Annotated in this window: 17 protein-coding genes; 6 read left to right on the plus strand and 11 right to left on the minus strand. The window is 33.2% G+C overall.

The genetic code is table 11. From position 1 onward, the window contains the following. Nucleotides 1-23 precede the first annotated feature (23 nt). From CELLY_RS05895 to CELLY_RS05905, 3 genes are all read right to left on the minus strand, one after another. Nucleotides 24-725, minus strand: a complete 702-nt coding sequence (locus tag CELLY_RS05895; protein WP_013620748.1) for an ABC transporter ATP-binding protein — start codon at nt 723-725, stop codon at nt 24-26. Between the two features lie 115 nt (nt 726-840). After that, nucleotides 841-2,091 carry an efflux RND transporter periplasmic adaptor subunit gene (locus tag CELLY_RS05900; protein WP_013620749.1) on the minus strand — a complete coding sequence of 417 codons (1,251 nt, stop codon included), beginning with the start codon at nt 2,089-2,091 and terminating at the stop codon, nt 841-843. Between the two features lie 14 nt (nt 2,092-2,105). Further along, nucleotides 2,106-3,452 carry a TolC family protein gene (locus CELLY_RS05905; RefSeq protein ID WP_013620750.1) on the minus strand — a complete coding sequence of 449 codons (1,347 nt, stop codon included), beginning with the start codon at nt 3,450-3,452 and terminating at the stop codon, nt 2,106-2,108. Between the two features lie 214 nt (nt 3,453-3,666). On the opposite strand from CELLY_RS05905, the gene CELLY_RS05910 reads away from it, so the two are divergent. Further along, entirely contained in the window at nt 3,667-5,037 is a 1,371-nt protein-coding gene (locus tag CELLY_RS05910) for a sigma-54-dependent transcriptional regulator (RefSeq protein ID WP_013620751.1), read from the plus strand. Then, nucleotides 5,027-6,376, plus strand: coding sequence for a sensor histidine kinase (locus CELLY_RS05915; RefSeq protein ID WP_013620752.1), 1,350 nt, complete (start codon nt 5,027-5,029; stop codon nt 6,374-6,376). Before CELLY_RS05910 ends, CELLY_RS05915 begins: the two co-directional genes overlap by 11 nt. Before the next feature lie 6 nt (nt 6,377-6,382). Here the strand turns inward: CELLY_RS05915 and arfB are convergent, their stop codons facing one another. The 8 genes from arfB to CELLY_RS05955 all read right to left on the minus strand — a co-directional run bounded on the left by arfB (nt 6,383) and on the right by CELLY_RS05955 (nt 14,236). Continuing rightward, a complete protein-coding gene (arfB, locus tag CELLY_RS05920; protein WP_013620753.1) occupies nt 6,383-6,787 on the minus strand; it encodes an alternative ribosome rescue aminoacyl-tRNA hydrolase ArfB in 405 nt (134 codons plus the stop codon). Between the two features lie 4 nt (nt 6,788-6,791). Further along, a complete protein-coding gene (locus CELLY_RS05925; RefSeq protein WP_013620754.1) occupies nt 6,792-7,763 on the minus strand; it encodes an ABC transporter ATP-binding protein in 972 nt (323 codons plus the stop codon). A gap of 58 nt (nt 7,764-7,821) precedes the next feature. Next, nucleotides 7,822-9,969 (minus strand): prolyl oligopeptidase family serine peptidase, encoded by a 2,148-nt coding sequence (locus CELLY_RS05930; protein WP_013620755.1) that lies wholly within the window; start codon nt 9,967-9,969, stop codon nt 7,822-7,824. A 53-nt stretch (nt 9,970-10,022) separates the two neighbouring features. After that, nucleotides 10,023-10,655, minus strand: coding sequence for a LysE family translocator (locus CELLY_RS05935; RefSeq protein WP_013620756.1), 633 nt, complete (start codon nt 10,653-10,655; stop codon nt 10,023-10,025). Nucleotides 10,656-10,863: 208 nt separating this feature from the next. After that, nucleotides 10,864-11,853 (minus strand): aspartate-semialdehyde dehydrogenase, encoded by a 990-nt coding sequence (locus tag CELLY_RS05940; protein WP_013620757.1) that lies wholly within the window; start codon nt 11,851-11,853, stop codon nt 10,864-10,866. A gap of 173 nt (nt 11,854-12,026) precedes the next feature. Beyond that, on the minus strand, nt 12,027-12,428 hold the full coding sequence (gene mscL / locus CELLY_RS05945) for a large conductance mechanosensitive channel protein MscL (protein WP_013620758.1): 402 nt from the start codon (nt 12,426-12,428) through the stop codon (nt 12,027-12,029). Between the two features lie 64 nt (nt 12,429-12,492). Further along, nucleotides 12,493-13,599 (minus strand): alanine racemase, encoded by a 1,107-nt coding sequence (gene alr, locus CELLY_RS05950; RefSeq protein ID WP_013620759.1) that lies wholly within the window; start codon nt 13,597-13,599, stop codon nt 12,493-12,495. Further along, nucleotides 13,592-14,236 (minus strand): thymidine kinase, encoded by a 645-nt coding sequence (locus tag CELLY_RS05955; RefSeq protein WP_013620760.1) that lies wholly within the window; start codon nt 14,234-14,236, stop codon nt 13,592-13,594. Before CELLY_RS05955 ends, alr begins: the two co-directional genes overlap by 8 nt. Before the next feature lie 103 nt (nt 14,237-14,339). Here CELLY_RS05955 and CELLY_RS05960 point away from each other — a divergent pair, with 103 nt between their 5' ends. From CELLY_RS05960 to CELLY_RS05975, 4 genes are read left to right on the plus strand one after another with little or no spacing between them, the layout of a single operon-like run. Beyond that, a complete protein-coding gene (locus CELLY_RS05960; protein WP_013620761.1) occupies nt 14,340-15,017 on the plus strand; it encodes a hypothetical protein in 678 nt (225 codons plus the stop codon). A gap of 9 nt (nt 15,018-15,026) precedes the next feature. Then, complete coding sequence (locus CELLY_RS05965; RefSeq protein ID WP_013620762.1) at nt 15,027-15,383, plus strand: DoxX family protein; 357 nt, start codon at nt 15,027-15,029, stop codon at nt 15,381-15,383. A 14-nt stretch (nt 15,384-15,397) separates the two neighbouring features. Further along, a complete protein-coding gene (gene rsmI / locus CELLY_RS05970; RefSeq protein ID WP_013620763.1) occupies nt 15,398-16,069 on the plus strand; it encodes a 16S rRNA (cytidine(1402)-2'-O)-methyltransferase in 672 nt (223 codons plus the stop codon). A 28-nt stretch (nt 16,070-16,097) separates the two neighbouring features. Then, entirely contained in the window at nt 16,098-17,840 is a 1,743-nt protein-coding gene (locus CELLY_RS05975; protein ID WP_013620764.1) for a M28 family peptidase, read from the plus strand. Nucleotides 17,841-17,845: the final 5 nt, after the last annotated feature.

The following is a 17,845-nucleotide window of genomic DNA, read 5'->3' on the forward strand; positions in this document are numbered from 1 at the left end:
TTTTGATTGATGATGAACTCTACTTATTTTGATGCTACTGCCTCAAAAGGTTTGTTGTGACTTTCGGTTACTATTTGGCCGTCAAAAAGGTTTACTACCCTGTGTGCGTAATGCGAGTCTCTGTCTGAGTGTGTTACCATTACTATTGTTGTACCTTCTTGGTTTAACTCGGTTAACAGGTTCATTACCTCTATACCGTTTTTAGAGTCTAAGTTACCTGTTGGCTCATCTGCAAGTATTAGTTTTGGGTTTGTAACTACTGCTCTGGCAATGGCTACACGTTGTTGCTGACCACCAGATAATTGCTGCGGAAAGTGTTTTTCTCTGTGTGCAATTTTCATACGCTCTAAAACTTCTGTTACTTTTTGCTTGCGTTCTGCTTTGTTCATTTTTAAATAGATAAGTGGTAATTCTACGTTTTCAAAAACAGTAAGCTCATCTATTAAATTAAAACTCTGAAAAACAAAACCTAAGTTGCCTTTACGCAAACCGGTACGTTGGTTTTCTTTTAAACCACCTACTTCATGACCTGCAAATTGGTAACTACCCTCTGATGGGTTGTCTAACATACCTATTATATTTAGTAAGGTAGATTTACCACAACCAGATGGCCCCATTATGGCAACAAACTCTCCTTGACCCACATTTAGGTTTACACTATTTAGTGCTAAGGTTTCTACTTCTTCTGTTCTAAAACTTTTTTTAAGGTCTTTAATTTGTATCATTTTGTTGATTGATTTTTTTAATGTGATTATATCTTGTGTTAGGGATTGTAGTGTAAATCCTTTTTTATTTTTCTTAAAAAAGATTGCAACGTAAAGCCCGCCCGTAGGGAACACCCTATTTTAAAACTATTTTTTCTGCTTCTCCAAAAGTGTCGTAATTAGAGGTAATTACTTTTTCACCAGCTTGCAGCCCTTCTAAAACTTCGTAATATTTAGAGTTTTGCTTGCCTATTCTAATGTTACGTTTTAATGCCTCTGTACCGTTTGGGCTTACTACAAAAATCCACTGGCCTCCTGTGCTTTGAAAAAAGCTACCTTTAGATACTAAAAGTGCATCTGATGAGGCCCCTAATTGTAGTTTTACATTAAAACTTTGTCCGGCACGTATATTTTCTGGTTTTTCTGCCGTAAATACTAGATCTACTTTAAACTTACCGCCACGAACTTCTGGGTACACTTTGCGTAAACGCAGGTTGTATGTTTTACCGTTACGCTCAAAAGAGGCGTTTAAATCTCTTTTTACACGGTCTATATAGTGCTCATCTATTTCTGCTTCTATTTTATAGTCTGTTAGTACGTTTATTTGTCCTATACGCTGACCTTGGTTTATGCTTTGCCCAATTTCTGCATCTAAAAATCCTAATTGACCGTCTGCTGGCGCACGTACATTTAAATGGTCTAAACGCTCATAAACCATAGATAAGGTTTTTTGCATTCTGTTTAAATCTGTATCTAAACCAGCTAATGATGTTCTCCTCATTTTATCATCTTGCTCTGTTTGTATTTTTACAATGTTATGCTGTTTTAAAGATAACTCGTAATTTTCTTTTGCGGTTAAAAAAGCTTCTTTAGAGATTAAACCGTCTTTGTAAAGCTCTTGGTTTTGCTCATAATTACGTTTTAAACGTGTTAGCTCGTAAGAGGCTGTTGCTAAAGATTTACGCCCTTCTACTTGCCTAGAGTCAAAGGTTAATTTGGTAGACCTTAAATCGTTTTGTTTTAGTGCTAGGTTACTTTCACTAGCTAAAATTTGTTCGTAAAGGTTACTATTTTCTAGTTTTAAAATAATATCTCCTTTTTTTACCATTGCACCTTCTTCTATCAGCTTTTCTGTAACTCTACCACCTTCATAAGCATCCATATAAATAGTTGCTATTGGTGCTGCACTACCGTTAATGGTTATGTAATCATCAAACTTACCTTGTGTAACTGCACTTATAGATAGTTTGTCTTTTTCTGTTCTAAACGTAGACACAGAACTGCTCCATATTATTTTATATGCTGCAAAAGCTACTACTAGCCCAATTGCAATGTATGCGTAGTGTTTTGGGCGTAATCCTTTTTTCTTTTCTAATTGAATATCCATTTATGTTGTAATTGTTAGTTTATAGTAAATACGGGCAAACCGTTGTAAAAATCTAATGTACTCTGGTTTACTTTTAATCTTATTTGTACTTGTAAATTCTCGTTTTGTGCTGTAGTGTACAGTACTTTTGCTTGGTACAATTCCACTGCAGAAATCATTTCTTTTTCGTATTTTTTTTGAGCTATAGAAAAACTTAGTTCTTGTGCTTTTAACTTTTTTAAGCTTTGTAAATTTTCTACTTCTAAAGCATTTTTTTCTTGTACCAATTGCTGTATTAATTTATACAGCTCTTGCTCCTGAATTTTTAAATTATTTTCTGCCTGTTGCAACGCTATTTTTTGTTGTTTAATTTCTGATCTACCAGACCATTTGTTACTAATAGGAATATTCATAGACAAACCTATAGACCTAGATGCGTTGTCTCTTATTTGATTTTTAAATGATATTATTTCGTTAGTAATATCATCTACATTAGTTTCATAATATCCTGTACCATAGCCTGCAAACAAAGATAATGATGGGTACAAACCTCCTTTTGCAATAGCTACTTGTTTTTGTGCGGCCTTTACCTTTAATTGCCCTGCTTTTATACTTGGCAAAAATGTTTGAGCCTTGCTGTAAACTGTATTGGTTTGCAATGTAGTATCTGCCACTTTTTTTAGGTCTAAAGCATCTGCTTTTAGGGTTATGGTAGACACGTTTTCTAAATTCATTTCTTGTATTAAATTTAGTTTAGCTGCTGCCAATTGGTTTTCTGCTTGGGTTACTGCTAACTTATCTGTTAACAATACAGATTCTGCCTCATACATATCTGCCTGTGCAATTAAACCCAACTCTAATTGTTTTTTTACAAATGAATAATTTGTATCTGATATACTTACTTGCTCCTTAGCAATTTTTAATGCGCCTTGAAAAAAACGAATATCATAAAAGGCAGACATTACCCTAAATGCCAACAAGTATTTTTGTTGTTGCGCATCTTCTTGCACTGCTTTATAAATATACTTTGTTGCTTTTATACTATTTATTCTCTGAAAACCTCTAAAAATATCTAAGGAAGAATTTAAATTGTAATTGTTAGAGAAAAAATCTGTGTCTATTATATTATTGTTATTTGGATCTACAGACCTACCATATCTAACATCATAACTTGCAGAACCATTTATACTTGGCAACAAATTACGTACAGCTTGCTTATGGGTTTCTTTACTTGATGCAACTGTATACTCCTGATTTTTTAATTCTAAATTATGCGTTATAGCATAGTTTATACACTCATCTAAAGACCAGCTTTGTTGTGCACTACTTGGCAAGCTTACCAAGAGTAACAAAAATAGAATATGTTTAATTTTTATGTTCATAATTTTTATTGTGTGCCAAAACTAAAGCCATTGTTGTGCCAAAAACATAATTTACTAATTATCAATTACTTACAATTAAACACCTGTTAAAACCAAAAAGCAAGTGTAAAATATATATACAAATAATGTCTAATTTTTTTACACTTGTAAAATTGTAATGTATAACATTTGTAGTTTTAATGCATAAACCTTCCTCAACCCAAACAACTTTATAATGCAAAAAGGTAAAGTATTAATTGTAGATGATAACAAAAGTGTACTAAGTGCATTAGAGATTTTATTACAGTTTGAATATGAAAAAGTAGACACACTAGGAAATCCTAACTTATTATCTTCATTTGAAAATTTAAGTGATTATGACATTGTTCTGTTAGATATGAACTTTTCTGCCGGTGTAAATACTGGTAATGAAGGTTTGTATTGGAATAGAGAAATTAAAAAACGTGCTCCGCATATTTCTGTTATTATGATGACCGCCTATGGGGCAATAGACCTTGCTGTACAAGCATTAAAAGAAGGTGCAACAGATTTTATTTTAAAACCGTGGAATAATGATAAGCTGCTAGCCACATTAAAATCTGCATACCAATTACGCAAGTCTCAAAAAGAAGTTTCTAAATTAAAAGAGAAAGAGAGTTCTTTAAAACAGGTTATTAACCAAAATAAAAACTACATAATTGGCAACTCTAAAGCATTAACTTCTGTATTAAACTTGGTACAAAAAGTAGCTAAAACCGACGTAAATGTACTAGTTACTGGTGAAAACGGAACAGGAAAGGAATTAATTGCAAGAGAGTTACACAACTTATCTAACCGTAAAAATGAGGTTTTTATTGGTGTAGATATGGGCTCTATATCTGAAACCTTATTTGAAAGCGAACTTTTTGGACACACAAAAGGAGCTTTTACAGATGCCAAGGAAGACAGAGCTGGTAAGTTTGAAGCCGCAAACGGTGGAACTTTATTTTTAGATGAAATAGGTAATCTAAGCTTACAAACTCAGGCTAAATTACTATCTGCCATACAAAACAGAGTTGTAGTGCGTGTAGGCTCTAACAAACCAATACTTGTAGACATTAGGCTGGTTTGTGCTACAAATTGCAATTTAGAAAAAATGGTTGCAGATGGCTTGTTTAGAGAGGATTTATTGTACCGTATTAATACCATACACGTGCAAGTACCTGCACTAAGAGAGCGAGATGGTGATGTGTTAATTTTAGCTGAATTTTACTTGAACAAGTTTATGACTAAATATGGTAAGCTTGGTTTGCGTATTAATAATCAGGCTCAAGAAAAATTACTTGCTTATAGCTGGCCTGGTAATATTAGAGAATTACAACACACTATGGAAAGAGCTGTTATTTTATGCGATGGAAATGTGCTTAAACCAACAGATTTTATTTTAAATGAAAAAGGAACTCCTACGTTAGATACTACTAATGTTACCTTATCTGAAATGGAATTGCTATTGATTAATGATGCTTTAAAAAAGCACGATGGTAATTATAGTGCCGCTGCAAACCAATTGGGCATATCTAGACAAACATTATATAACAAAATTAAAAAGACAGGAAATGGCGAGTAAAAGCTTCTATTTTCAATTAGTGTTAAGGGTTGTTTTTATTACACTTTCTGCTGTTGGACTAGCCTATTTTGGCTTACAAAAAAATTACATAGTTTCTGGTGCTTTTTTTATTGCATTGATTTTGCTTACCGTTTTTTTAATTAATTATGTAAACCATACCAACCGTAAAATTGCTTATTTTTTTCAGTCTATTAAAAATGAAGATTTTACACTACGCTTTCCTGAGTACGAAAATGTAAAATCTTTAAAAGAACTAAATCGTAGTCTTAATATGCTTAATGCTATGATTCATAAAATACACGTGAAAAATCAGGTTCAGGAAAAGTACTACCAAGAAATATTAAAACACGCTGATATTGGTATTTTAACTATTAATGATAAAGGACATATACTTTTTGCCAACCCAAGAGTAGAACATTTGTTAAACTACAAACCACTAAACCACATTAAGCAATTGCAGCAGGTAGATACTAATTTGTATAATTTATTTGCCAAACTAGAGCCTTTTCAGCGTAAATTAATAGAGTTAACCAACGAAAGAGAAAGAATACAACTTACTTTAAAATCTACTACCGTTACACTAGACAATAAAAACTTATTACTAGTTGTAGTACAAGATATACAAAGAGAACTAGAAGAAAAAGAAGCAGATTCTTGGGAAAAACTTATACGAGTTTTAACCCACGAAATTATGAATACTATAGCGCCAATAACATCAATATCTGAGTCTATTTTAAATTATTACAAAAAAGAAGACGGATTAATACCGCTTGAAGAATTAACCGAAAAGCACATACAAAATACCTCTAAAGGCTTAGCTGTTGTAAAAGAACAAGGTAATAACCTAATGGACTTTGTACAAAGCTACCGTAGCTTTTTAAGTATTCCGGCACCAGACAAAAGTCTTGTGAAAGCAGAACAATTAATACACAAAGTGTTTGTTTTAATAGACCAAGAAAACCAGAATACCAATATTAATTTTGCATCTAATTTAACAACAGAAAACTTAGCCTTTTTTATAGATGAAAAACAAATTACACAGGTACTTTTAAACTTGTGTAAAAATGCAGTACAGTCTATAGGCGAACAAGAGAACGGAAATATTACTGTTACCGCTGGCATCACAGATGAAAAAGAAAAATTTATTACTGTTGCAGATAATGGTCCTGGTATACCTCCGGAATTAATAGATGAGATTTTTATTCCGTTTTTTACAACCAAAAATACCGGAACAGGAATTGGTCTTAGCTTGTCTAAACAAATATTAAGATTACACGGCGGAAGCTTAAAATTAAGAAGTACTCCAAACCACGAAACCGTTTTTACATTGTTGTTTTAAGTGTTGCTACTCTAAACTTGGCTTTTTACGATTTGCTTTTTTTAAGGCCGATTTCTTTTTAGTGTTCAATCGTTTTTCAATAGCAGACCTAGATGGTTTTGTTTTTTTGCGTTTTTTAGGCACAATTAGGGCCGACTTTATAAGCTCTAAAAAGCGTTTTATAGCCAAGTCTTTGTTTTTATGCTGACTTCTAGAATCATCACACTGTAACAACAAAACATTTTCTTTTGTAAGCCTATTACTTAGTTTTAATAATAGTCGTTCTTTTTCTTTATCTGTAACTGCTGTAGAGTTTTGCAAATCATAAGTAAGCTCTATTTTAGTAGAAACTTTATTTACGTGCTGGCCACCAGCACCACTACTGCGCACTGCTTTAAATTGCAACTCCTGTACTATTTGTGCTGTATCCAAAACCTTATTCTATTCTTTTATTTATTATTTCTAAAGAAACATTTAAGAACACTTTTTTGCCTACTTCTATACTTTTAGGATGCGTAAAAAATAAGCTTTGCTCCTCTGTTACACCTTCCATTAAATAATAAGATCCCATTGCATAACTATTAATTACACGTACTTGTATTCCAGAAGTTTCAGATACCTTAAACTCGTGTGCATACACAACAATCTGTTTTTTTGTATCTGTATTCTCTTTTATAGTAGAAACAGGAACTAAGTTTGCCTCTGCAAATAAACTTGCTATGTACAATGACTTTGGGTTGTTGTATAGTGTTTCTGTCTTTTCATTTGCAATTATTTCTTCATCTTTTATTACTAAAATACGATCTGCAAATGGCAGTACTTCTTTTTCATCATGTGTAGCAACAATACATGTAATTTTTTTCATTTTTAAGTAACCAAAAAGTCGCCTACGCAAGCTGTTTTTTCTAAAATTATCTATGTGGCTAAAAGGTTCGTCTAATAATAACAACTCTGGTTCTTGCGCTAATACTCTAGCCAAAGCAACACGTTGTTGCTGACCACCACTTAACAATTTCACTTTTGTTTTAGCAAAACTGGTCATTTCTACCATTTCTAAAAGCTCTTCTGTTCTGGCCTTTAATTCTTCTGGATAAAAAACAGATAAGTACTGACTCACATTTTCTTCAACAGTAAGAAAAGGCATTAAGTCAAAATCCTGAGATAGGTATTTCATATACTTTTCTCCTGGAATTAAATTGTAATCTGGCCCTAAAACTTGGTTGTCTTTCCAAAAAATAGTCCCTTCCTTTAACTGAAGAAGACCATATATAATTTTTAAAAGTGTACTTTTTCCGCTGCCACTTTCTCCTAAAACTGCTAGGTATTCGCCTTCATTTACTGTAAAGTCTATGTTTTTTAAAACTGGCGTTGTGTTGTATGAAAATGATATATTGTTTACGTGTAACATAAATAGATAAAAAAATCCGTTTCTAGTAAGAAACGGATTTTTTTGAAATTAATAGTTCTTATTCTTTAAAATCTTTTAAAACTGCCTTATTTGGCAACTCTGTATATCCCATATTAAATAATGTAAATGCTTGTACATCTACCTGCTCATTAATTATAGCTTCGGTAGATTTACCCGCTCCGTGACCTGCGTTAATATCTATTCTAATTAATGTTGGGTTGTTACCAGATTGCTTTTCTTGCAACTCTGCCGCAAATTTAAAACTGTGAGCAGGCACTACACGGTCGTCATGATCTCCTGTAGTTATTAAAGTTGCAGGGTATGCTACTCCCTTTTTAACATTGTGTACTGGTGAGTAGTCTAATAAATAATTAAACATTTCTTTGTTGTCTTCTGCTGTCCCGTAGTCATAAGCCCAACCTGCACCTGCTGTAAATGTATGGTAGCGTAACATATCTAAAACACCTACTGCAGGCAATGCTACTTTAGCTAAATCTGGACGCTGCGTCATTGTTGCACCAACCAGTAAACCTCCGTTAGAGCCACCTCTAAGTGCCAAATACTCTGGTGTTGTGTACTTATTTTCTATTAAATACTCTGCTGCTGCAATAAAATCGTCAAAGACGTTTTGCTTTTGCTGCTTTGTACCTGCATCATGCCATTTTTTACCATACTCACCACCACCTCTTAAATTAGGTACTGCATATACTCCGCCTTGCTCCATCCAAACAGCATTACTAATACTAAAACTAGGAGTTAAGCTTACATTAAAACCACCATATCCATAAAGTATAGTTGGGTTTTTACCGTTTAATTCTAATCCTTTTTTATAGGTAATTATCATTGGTATTTTAGTACCATCCTTAGAGGTATAAAATACTTGTTTAGACTCATAATCTTCTGAGTTAAAATCTATGTTTGGACTCCAATATTGTTTGTATTTTCCTGTTTCTACATTATAACTGTAAGATGATCCTGGTGTATTGTAGTTGGTAAAAGAAAAGTAAAACTCTTTTTCTTCTTTTTTACCTCCAAAACCTGAAGCTGTACCAACACCCGGAAGCTCAATAGTACGTACCAAATCTCCATTGTAATTATATTGTAATACTTTAGAAATAGCATCTACCATATAATTGGCAAAAAAGTAACCACCACCTGTACCTGCAGTAAGCACATTTTCAGTTTCTGGTATAAAATCTACCCAATTTTCTGGTGTTGGATTACTAAAATCTGTAACAACTACCTTTTGGTTAGGTGCGTTTAAGTTGGTTACTACATATAGCTTAGTGCCAACATTATCTATTACATAAGTATCAGATTTTGTGTGTTCAACTACTGTTTTTACCTCATTAGTTTCTAAGTCTTTTAAAAATAATTTATTGCCAGATGTAGATACTGCTGCTGTAATTTGCAAATATTTACCATCCTCGGTAACACTACCGCCAACATACCTATGTTTTTCTTCTGGTGTGCCTCCAAAAACCAGCTCATCTGCGCTTTGTGGTGTTTTTAGTTTATGGTAGTATAGTTTGTGCTGATCTGTTTTTGCAGACAACTCGCTCCCTTTTGGCTTGTCATAACTAGAGTAAAAGAAGCCCTCGTTACCTTTCCAAGATAAGCCACTAAATTTTACATCTACTAAGGTATCTTCTACTATATTTTTTGTTTTTGCGTCTAAAACAATTATTTTTCTCCAGTCGCTACCACCTTCAGATATTAAGTACGCTGCCAAAGAACCATCTTTAGAAAAACTTAAACCTGCTAATGATGTTGTACCATCTTCTGAAAACTTGTTAGGATCTAGAAAAACCTCTTCTTCGCCATCTTTTTTTCTATAGATTACGGATTGATTTTGTAATCCATTATTTTTTGAAAAATAGGTGTAATCTCCTTCCTTATAAGGAGCTCCTAGTTTCTCATAATTCCAAAGTTTTTCTAATCTTTGTTTTAGGCTTTCTCTAAACGGAATTTGATCTAAATACCCAAAGGTTGTATTATTTTGCTCTTTAACCCAAGACTCTGTTTCTGTACTGCGGTCATCTTCTAACCAGCGGTAAGGATCTGCTACAGTTGTGCCAAAATAATTTGTAACTGTATCTACCTTTTTGGTTGATGGATATGAGATCATAATTGCTTCTTTTTTTGAGGGTGATTTACAAGCTACAAAAGTAATAGCCGTAAAAATAAATATGCTTAAATGTTTCATAAGAATTTGTTTATTTTAGGTTGATAAAACTTAACTGTTTTGTGTAACAGTTTTTATTTTGCTTTTGCCAATGCCATTTTTATGGCAAGTCCGGTTAATACAGAAGCCATAAACCACTTCTGTATTCTTAACCATATTGGCTTTTTGGAGAACCAACTTGCCATTTTAGCAGCTGATATGACAATCAAAAAATTAACTGAAAAACTTATTATTATTTGTATAATTCCAAGTTGAAAACTTTGACCTAATATAGAGCCATATTTAGGTTTTATAAATTGAGGAAAAAATGAAAGATAAAATACTGCCATTTTAGGGTTCAATATATTTGTTAAAAAACCAATATTAAAGAGTTTAAGAGGTTTGTCTGATTTAAGACCTTGGTCAGCGTCAAATATTTTGTTTTTGGATTTAACAGTTTTATAAGCTAAATATAATAAATAAGCTACTCCAAGAAATTTAACCACTATAAATGCATATGGAACCGCAAAAAATATTGCCGTAAGTCCAAAAGACACCATAAGTATATGAAATAAAAATCCGCACATTACTCCTAAAAGAGAAATGACTCCAGCTTTTTTTCCTTGCGATAAAGACCTTGAGATTAAATAAATCATATTTGGACCAGGCGAAAGCACCATTATCAATGCCGCTAATCCAAATATTAGTAAATCATTAATTGGTATCATATTTTTTGGCTTTAAGCTGTTGCAAACTATATCACATTTAGCGCTTTATGTTTTTAAAAATAATACAAAAAAACCTTTAAGAAGAATTCTTCTTAAAGGTTTTTATTTTTGTGTTAGGGATTGTAATGAAAATCCTTTTTTATTTTTCTTAAAAAAGATTGCAATGTAAAGCCCGCCCGTTAGGAACACCCAAAACTAAAACTGCGTATTACAGTAACTTATTATTGTTAAGGTATTCTGCAATTTGCACTGCATTTGTTGCTGCTCCTTTACGTAGGTTATCTGCAACTATCCACATATTTAATGTGTTTGCTTGCGACTCATCTCTACGTATACGCCCTACAAAAACATCGTCTTTATTATGTGCGTAAACTGGCATTGGGTAGGTGTTTGTATCTGGATTATCTTGTACAACTACGCCTGCTGCTTTGCTTAATACTTGCCTTACCTCGCTAACGTCTGCATCATTATAAAACTCTACGTTTACAGACTCTGAGTGGCCACCTGCTGTTGGTATACGCACTGCTGTTGCTGTTAATGAGAAGGTACGGTCGTTAAATATTTTTTGTGGTTCACGAGATAGTTTCATCTCTTCTTTTGTGTAGCCGTTATCCATAAAAACGTCACAATGTGGTAACGCATTTCTGCTAATTGGATAAGGATAAGCCATTTCTCCTTTTATGCCAGCCGTTTCATTTTCTAGTTGCTTTACAGCTTTTACGCCTGTACCTGAAACAGATTGGTAGGTAGAAACTACTACACGTTTCATTTTATATTTTTTATGCAAAGGTGCCAAAACCATTACCAACTGTATGGTAGAGCAGTTTGGATTTGCAATAATTTTATCTTCTTTGGTTAGTTCACTTGCATTAATTTCTGGAACTATTAATTTTTTTGTAGGATCCATACGCCACGCAGAAGAATTGTCTACTACGGTTGTGCCTACTTCTGCAAATTTTGGAGCCCATTCTAAAGAGGTGTCTCCGCCTGCAGAAAAAATTGCTAAATCTGGTTTTGCTGCAACAGCATCTGCCAAGCCAATAACGGTATGTTCTTTGCCGTTATAGGTCATTTTTTTACCTACAGAACGTTCTGAGGCTACTAATAATAACTCTGTTAATGGAAAATTACGTTCTTGTAATACGTTAAGCATTACTTCTCCTACCATTCCTGTGGCACCAACTACGGCTACTTTCATTTTTATAATATTTAGAATAACAAATGTAGTTTAATGTAGTTTAACCGCCAAGCAAGTTTTAATAGAATAAAATAAATATAACAAATTGTTTTATTTATAACATTTTAAAAAAGAAATAAAAAAACCGCCAAGCTTACTGGTAAGCTTAGCGGCTTTATATAATTATTAGGGAATTACTTTTTTAGTAAGTCTCTAATTTGTGCTAATAACTCTTCTTGTGTTGGTCCTGCTGGTGCAGCTGGAGCCGGAGGAGTTTTTGTTTTGTTGTAAGCTTTTACGATTAAGAACAACACAAAACCAACAATAATAAGGTTAATTATAGCATTAATCCATTTACCATATAATATTGCGTTTTCTGGCTTAGTAACAGTACCATCTGTAGCAACTACTGCTTCATCTAGAACAACTTTCATATCTGCAAAATCAATTCCTCCAGAGAAGTGACCTACAAGAGGCATCATAATATCGCTAACGAAACCGCTAACTACAAGCCCCATTGCGCCTGCCAATAATACTGCAACCGCTAAGTCTATAACGTTGCCAGTCATAATAAAATTCTTAAATTCTTTAAACATGTTTAGTGTATTTATTTAGTTAATACCTGCAATATACTAAAAATTACAGTTTCTTAAAATTATCTTAAAAAATAAAAACTCGGTTAACACGCTGTGATATTCCCGTTACCAATTCATAAGAGATTGTACCTGCTGCTGTAGCTAATGCATCTGCAGTATGCACTTCATTAAAAACAATAACCTCATCGCCTTCTTTACAGTTTATATTGGTTACGTCTACCATAATCATATCCATACAGGTATTGCCAACTATTGGTGCTTTTTTGCCGTTAATAAATACAAATCCTTTTTGGTTGCCATAAATTCTATAAATACCATCTGCGTGACCTAAAGGTAGTGTTGCTGTTACCATTTTATGGGTGGCTTTGTATGCCATATTATACCCTACACTTTGGTTTGGGTCTAGGTTATGCAACTGAGAAATTACTGTTTTTAAACTAGCTATTGGTTTTAAATACACATCATACTTTGCATCGTTACCAAAACCATACAACCCTATACCACTACGTACCATATTAAAGTGAGCGTCTGGATAATTTAAAATACCAGATGTATTACACATGTGTTTTATAGGTGAATAGCAAAGTAAACCATCTAGTGTGTTACTTATACTTTTAAACTTTTGTATTTGCTGCTCTGTAAACTCTTTTTCTGTTAAATCTTCTGACGCTGCCATATGAGAAAAAGCAGAAGCAACTTTAATTGTTGTTGTTTCTTGTATTTTTTGAACAATTTGTGGCACATCAGCCTTTAAAAAACCCAACCTATTTAATCCTGTATTAAATTTTAAATGTACAGGATAATCTTCTTTATTTATTGATGAAGTATATTTTATAAACTGATCTAAAATTCTGGCAGAATAAATACTTGGCTCTAAATTATAAGCCACAATTTCTTCAAAATTTACTTCTTGCGGATGCAGTACTAATATAGGTGTTTGTATGCCTGCTTTGCGTATTGCAACACCTTCACTAGTATATGCAACAGCTAAATAATCTGCACCTAGTTCTGTAATTTTTTTGGCAATTTGCACTTGATCACTACCATATGCAAATGCTTTAACCACAGCCAAAAACATTGTGTTTGGTGCTAGTTTAGATTTTAGGTATTTGTAGTTTTGCTCTAAATAATTTAAGTTAATTTCTAGAACAGTTTCTGTTGCCTTAGGCATTACTATCTTTTTTTGGGTCTTTTATTTGCTCTGCGTCTACGTCTATAGTTTTTACCTTTTCTTTAAGCATTGCTTTGTAATATGCTGCTCTACTTAGTGGCTCATACTCTTCGGTTTCACCTAGCATTACTAAATTATCATTATTAGATTTTCTAAAACTATAATTGGCTAAGTTACCCGTACGTGTACAAATTGCATGCACTTTAGTTACATACTCGGCTGTAGCCATTAAGGCTGGCATTGGCCCAAATGGATTTCCTTTAAAGTCCATATCTAGACCTGCTACCAATACACGTATGCCTTTGTTAGCTAAATCATTACAAACTGTAACAATTTCGTCATCAAAAAACTGAGCTTCATCTATACCTACAACATCACAACCATCTGCCAACAACCGTATATTTGCAGCAGCAGGCACAGGCGTAGACCTTATTTCATTAGCATCATGAGACACTACCATTTCTTCATGGTAGCGCGTATCTACAATAGGCTTAAAAATTTCAACTTTTTGCTTTGCAAACTGCGCACGTTTAAGTCTTCTAATTAATTCTTCTGTCTTACCAGAGAACATAGATCCGCAAATAACCTCTATCCAGCCAAATTGTTCTTTGGGGTTAACCGTATTTTCAAGAAACATTTTGTATTTTTAGACGAAAATAAAGCGTTTTTCGTTCTTATTTAGTAGATCGATTAAAATTATTGAAAATTTTAACCAGATAAGGTTTTAAAATATTAGGGAGATGAAGGAAAAATTAAAACAAGAATTAATGAAAATGTCTACGGACATACTAACTTCCAATGAATTAGATAATATTTCTGATTTATATGAAACTGCTAAAGAGTTATATGAGAAATTAGCAGTACTAAAATTTATTGAAGAAAAATTACACGACGTAGAAGTAGATGTTACAAAAAATATTATTGCAGAAAAATTTGAAAAATTAGCAAACGCTGTAATTTATGAGAATACATCTGTACCAGAAAGTAATCCTCACCAAGAAGATATTATTACTCCTGGGATTAATACCATTATGGATATGATGCCAGAAATGGGTGAGCCAATACCTACAGATGATATGCTTAATGAGTTTGCACAAAAACCTGAGTACGCTAAAAACGACCAAGAACTTTTTGTGCCAGATACTAAAACTGCTGCTACACAAGAAAAAACAGCAAGTAAAATTGTAAATGGAGAAATAAAAATTGGTTTAAATGACAGACTTGCTTTTGTAAAACACCTATTTAATAATAGTAATGAAGATTACCAAAGAGTATTGTCTCAGCTTAGTACTATAGATACCGAGGAGCGTTCTGTTTCATTTATAAATAATATGGTAAAACCAGATTATAACAATTGGATAGGAAAAGAAGAGTATGAAGAACGTTTTATGGCAATTATTGAACGTAAATTTGCATAAAACTTTTTTATGAATAGTACTAAAATACTTTATTGGATTGGCACATTATTGCTTACTGCAATTATGTGCTTTTCTGTTTACAACTATTTTTTTAACCACAATGCCATATCTGGGTATTTTACACACTTAGGCTACCCTACATATTTGATATACCCACTAGCAATTGCTAAAATTTTGGGCTTAGTAGCTATTTGGGGTAATTTTTCTAAAACACTTAAAGAGTGGGCTTACTTTGGTTTTTTCCTAAATACAACAATGGCATTTGCCGCACATTATATTACAGATAATGGTGGTTACCTATTTGCTGCTATAGCCTTTGTAGGTGCTGCACTATCTTACTACTTTGGTAAAAACCAAAGACCTTAATTATACTTTTTACAATGGGAAAATTATATTTGGTACCTACACCAATTGGTAACTTAGAGGATATTACTTTTAGAGCTATTAAAGTTTTAAAAGAAGTAGATTTAATTTTAGCTGAAGATACACGTACTAGCGGAAAACTATTACATCATTTTGAGATAGACACGCAAATGCACAGCCACCATATGCATAACGAGCATAAAACGGTAGACGGCATTGTTAAACGCATACAAGCAGGAGAAAATATTGCTTTAATTTCTGATGCAGGAACTCCTGCCATATCAGATCCTGGTTTTTTATTAACTCGCGCTTGTGTAGAAAATAATTTAGAGGTAGACTGCCTACCAGGAGCTACAGCTTTTGTGCCAGCACTGGTTAATAGCGGATTACCTAATGATAAATTTGTTTTTGAGGGTTTTTTACCTGTTAAAAAAGGAAGACAAACACGTTTAAAGCTATTGGCTGAAGAAACTAGAACTATTATTTTTTATGAGTCGCCACACAAGCTTATTAAAACTTTAGGACATTTTGTGGAATATTTTGGCACAGACAGGCCCGTTTCTGTTTCTAGGGAACTTACTAAAATGTTTGAAGAAACAATACGTGGTACTGCACAAGAAGTTTTAGAACACTACACAGCAAAACCTCCTAAAGGGGAAATTGTGATTATTGTTGGTGGTAAAAAATAAAACCAAAAAACCTGTAAGTCTCATTTGTATGTATAAAAAAATTATATCACTCCTAATTTTTATAGCTTTTACAGCTTGCAAAACTAGACCTACAACTACTTTTACAAACAAAGTAGAAACAAAAAATACTACTGTAGACTATAGCAAATTAGTTGTTAATGAGTTTACAGGAGACTTAGCTTACAACACTACCGCCTTTGTAGAAAAGTATTGGCGTGTAGTAGGTAATACTGGTTTTAACAAAAGCATACATAAAGTTGCTGAAGAGCTAGAAAAGGCTGGTTTTATTAAAGAAGAAAAGACGAATAGCTCTACCATTTTAACTTATAGAATAGAAGAAAGGCCATTAAAAAAAACCACTTGGGAATCTGTAGCAGCTAGCCTAACAATACAAGGTGAAAAATTGCCTTTATTGCAAAATAGCACCAATAGTAATATGATTGCTTTAAACTCTTACAGCACACCAAAAAAAGGTGTAACTGCAGAGGTGATTTATATTGCAGATGTTTCTAAACTAAAAGATACTAACGTAAAAGGTAAAATTGTTTTTGTAGAAACTAGTCCGGCTAGAGTTTTTAATACTGCCGTAGTTAAAGGTGGCGCAGCAGGAATATTATCATACAGCAACCCAAGCTATTTACAACCAGAAAAAAACACAACATCTATACAGTTTAGGTCTATACCACAAAATAAAGATGTTAAAGGCTGGGCAATAGCACTGTCTTACCACGCCAAACAAAGACTTAAAAAGAAATTGCAAAAAGAAAAAGTAATTGTTACTGCAAATATTAAAACCAACATTTACCCATCTACAGAATTAACGTTAGTTGCAGATATTAAAGGAGCAGTTGCCCCAGAACAAAGACTTGTATATAGCGCACACGTACAAGAACCTGGTGCAAACGATAATGCTACAGGTGTTGGCGTTGCTTTAGAGATGGCCACATTAACAGCCAAATTTATTAAAGAAGGTAAATTAAGCCCAAAAAGAACATTAACCTTTTTATGGGGAGATGAAATTGTATCTACCAGAAGGTATGTGCAAGAAGATAAAGCAAGAGCTAAAAATATAAAATGGGGAATTAGTTTAGATATGGTTGGCGAAAATACCGCTATTACAGGAGGTTCGTTTTTAATTGAAAAAATGCCAGATCCAAGTGCAATTTGGACAAGAGGAAACGATAAACATACAGAATGGGGCGGCAGCGTTTTGTCTTTAGAACAAATGAAACCACATTATTTAAATGATTTTGTACTAAAAATATTTAAAGAACAAGGCAAACGTACAAACTGGGAGGTAAATACAAATCCTTATGAAGGTGGTAGTGACCATACCCCGTTTTTAGCTGCAGATATTCCTGGAGTATTATTTTGGCATTTTACAGATCAATTTTATCACACAGATAATGACAGACTAGATAAGGTTTCTAAAACTACACTTAAAAACGTAGGCACAGCAGCTTTAATTAGTGCTTATACTCTTTTAAACGCAAATAAACATACCGCAAAAATTATTATTTCTGATATTGAAAAAGCTGCTATTACTCGCCTAAACGAAGAGCTAAAACAAGGAAAGCTAGCATTAGCAAAAGGAGGTAAACTACAAACACAAATAAACATTATAAATGCTTGGCAAAATTGGTATACTAAAGCTATTAATTCAACTTTAGATATGGTTACTAGCACATCATCCATAAATGCTACCATTGTTAATGCCCAAGCAACAATAAAGCTAACTGCAGAACATTGCATTGCTGAGCTAAAAAGGTAAGAGCT

Origin of the sequence: Cellulophaga lytica DSM 7489 (assembly GCF_000190595.1) — a bacterium.
In the GTDB taxonomy this organism is placed as follows: domain Bacteria; phylum Bacteroidota; class Bacteroidia; order Flavobacteriales; family Flavobacteriaceae; genus Cellulophaga; species Cellulophaga lytica.

Excerpts from the sequence above, each read along its gene's own strand:
- CELLY_RS05895 (WP_013620748.1), bottom strand. The coding sequence starts at position 725 with ATGATACAAATTAAAGACCTTAAAAAAAGTTTTAGAACAGAAGAAGTA.
- CELLY_RS05900 (WP_013620749.1), bottom strand. The coding sequence starts at position 2,091 with ATGGATATTCAATTAGAAAAGAAAAAAGGATTACGCCCAAAACACTAC.
- CELLY_RS05905 (WP_013620750.1), bottom strand. The coding sequence starts at position 3,452 with ATGAACATAAAAATTAAACATATTCTATTTTTGTTACTCTTGGTAAGC.
- CELLY_RS05910 (WP_013620751.1), top strand. The coding sequence starts at position 3,667 with ATGCAAAAAGGTAAAGTATTAATTGTAGATGATAACAAAAGTGTACTA.
- CELLY_RS05915 (WP_013620752.1), top strand. The coding sequence starts at position 5,027 with ATGGCGAGTAAAAGCTTCTATTTTCAATTAGTGTTAAGGGTTGTTTTT.
- CELLY_RS05925 (WP_013620754.1), bottom strand. The coding sequence starts at position 7,763 with ATGTTACACGTAAACAATATATCATTTTCATACAACACAACGCCAGTT.
- CELLY_RS05930 (WP_013620755.1), bottom strand. The coding sequence starts at position 9,969 with ATGAAACATTTAAGCATATTTATTTTTACGGCTATTACTTTTGTAGCT.
- CELLY_RS05935 (WP_013620756.1), bottom strand. The coding sequence starts at position 10,655 with ATGATACCAATTAATGATTTACTAATATTTGGATTAGCGGCATTGATA.
- CELLY_RS05940 (WP_013620757.1), bottom strand. The coding sequence starts at position 11,853 with ATGAAAGTAGCCGTAGTTGGTGCCACAGGAATGGTAGGAGAAGTAATG.
- mscL (WP_013620758.1), bottom strand. The coding sequence starts at position 12,428 with ATGTTTAAAGAATTTAAGAATTTTATTATGACTGGCAACGTTATAGAC.
- alr (WP_013620759.1), bottom strand. The coding sequence starts at position 13,599 with ATGCCTAAGGCAACAGAAACTGTTCTAGAAATTAACTTAAATTATTTA.
- CELLY_RS05955 (WP_013620760.1), bottom strand. The coding sequence starts at position 14,236 with ATGTTTCTTGAAAATACGGTTAACCCCAAAGAACAATTTGGCTGGATA.
- CELLY_RS05960 (WP_013620761.1), top strand. The coding sequence starts at position 14,340 with ATGAAGGAAAAATTAAAACAAGAATTAATGAAAATGTCTACGGACATA.
- CELLY_RS05965 (WP_013620762.1), top strand. The coding sequence starts at position 15,027 with ATGAATAGTACTAAAATACTTTATTGGATTGGCACATTATTGCTTACT.
- rsmI (WP_013620763.1), top strand. The coding sequence starts at position 15,398 with ATGGGAAAATTATATTTGGTACCTACACCAATTGGTAACTTAGAGGAT.
- CELLY_RS05975 (WP_013620764.1), top strand. The coding sequence starts at position 16,098 with ATGTATAAAAAAATTATATCACTCCTAATTTTTATAGCTTTTACAGCT.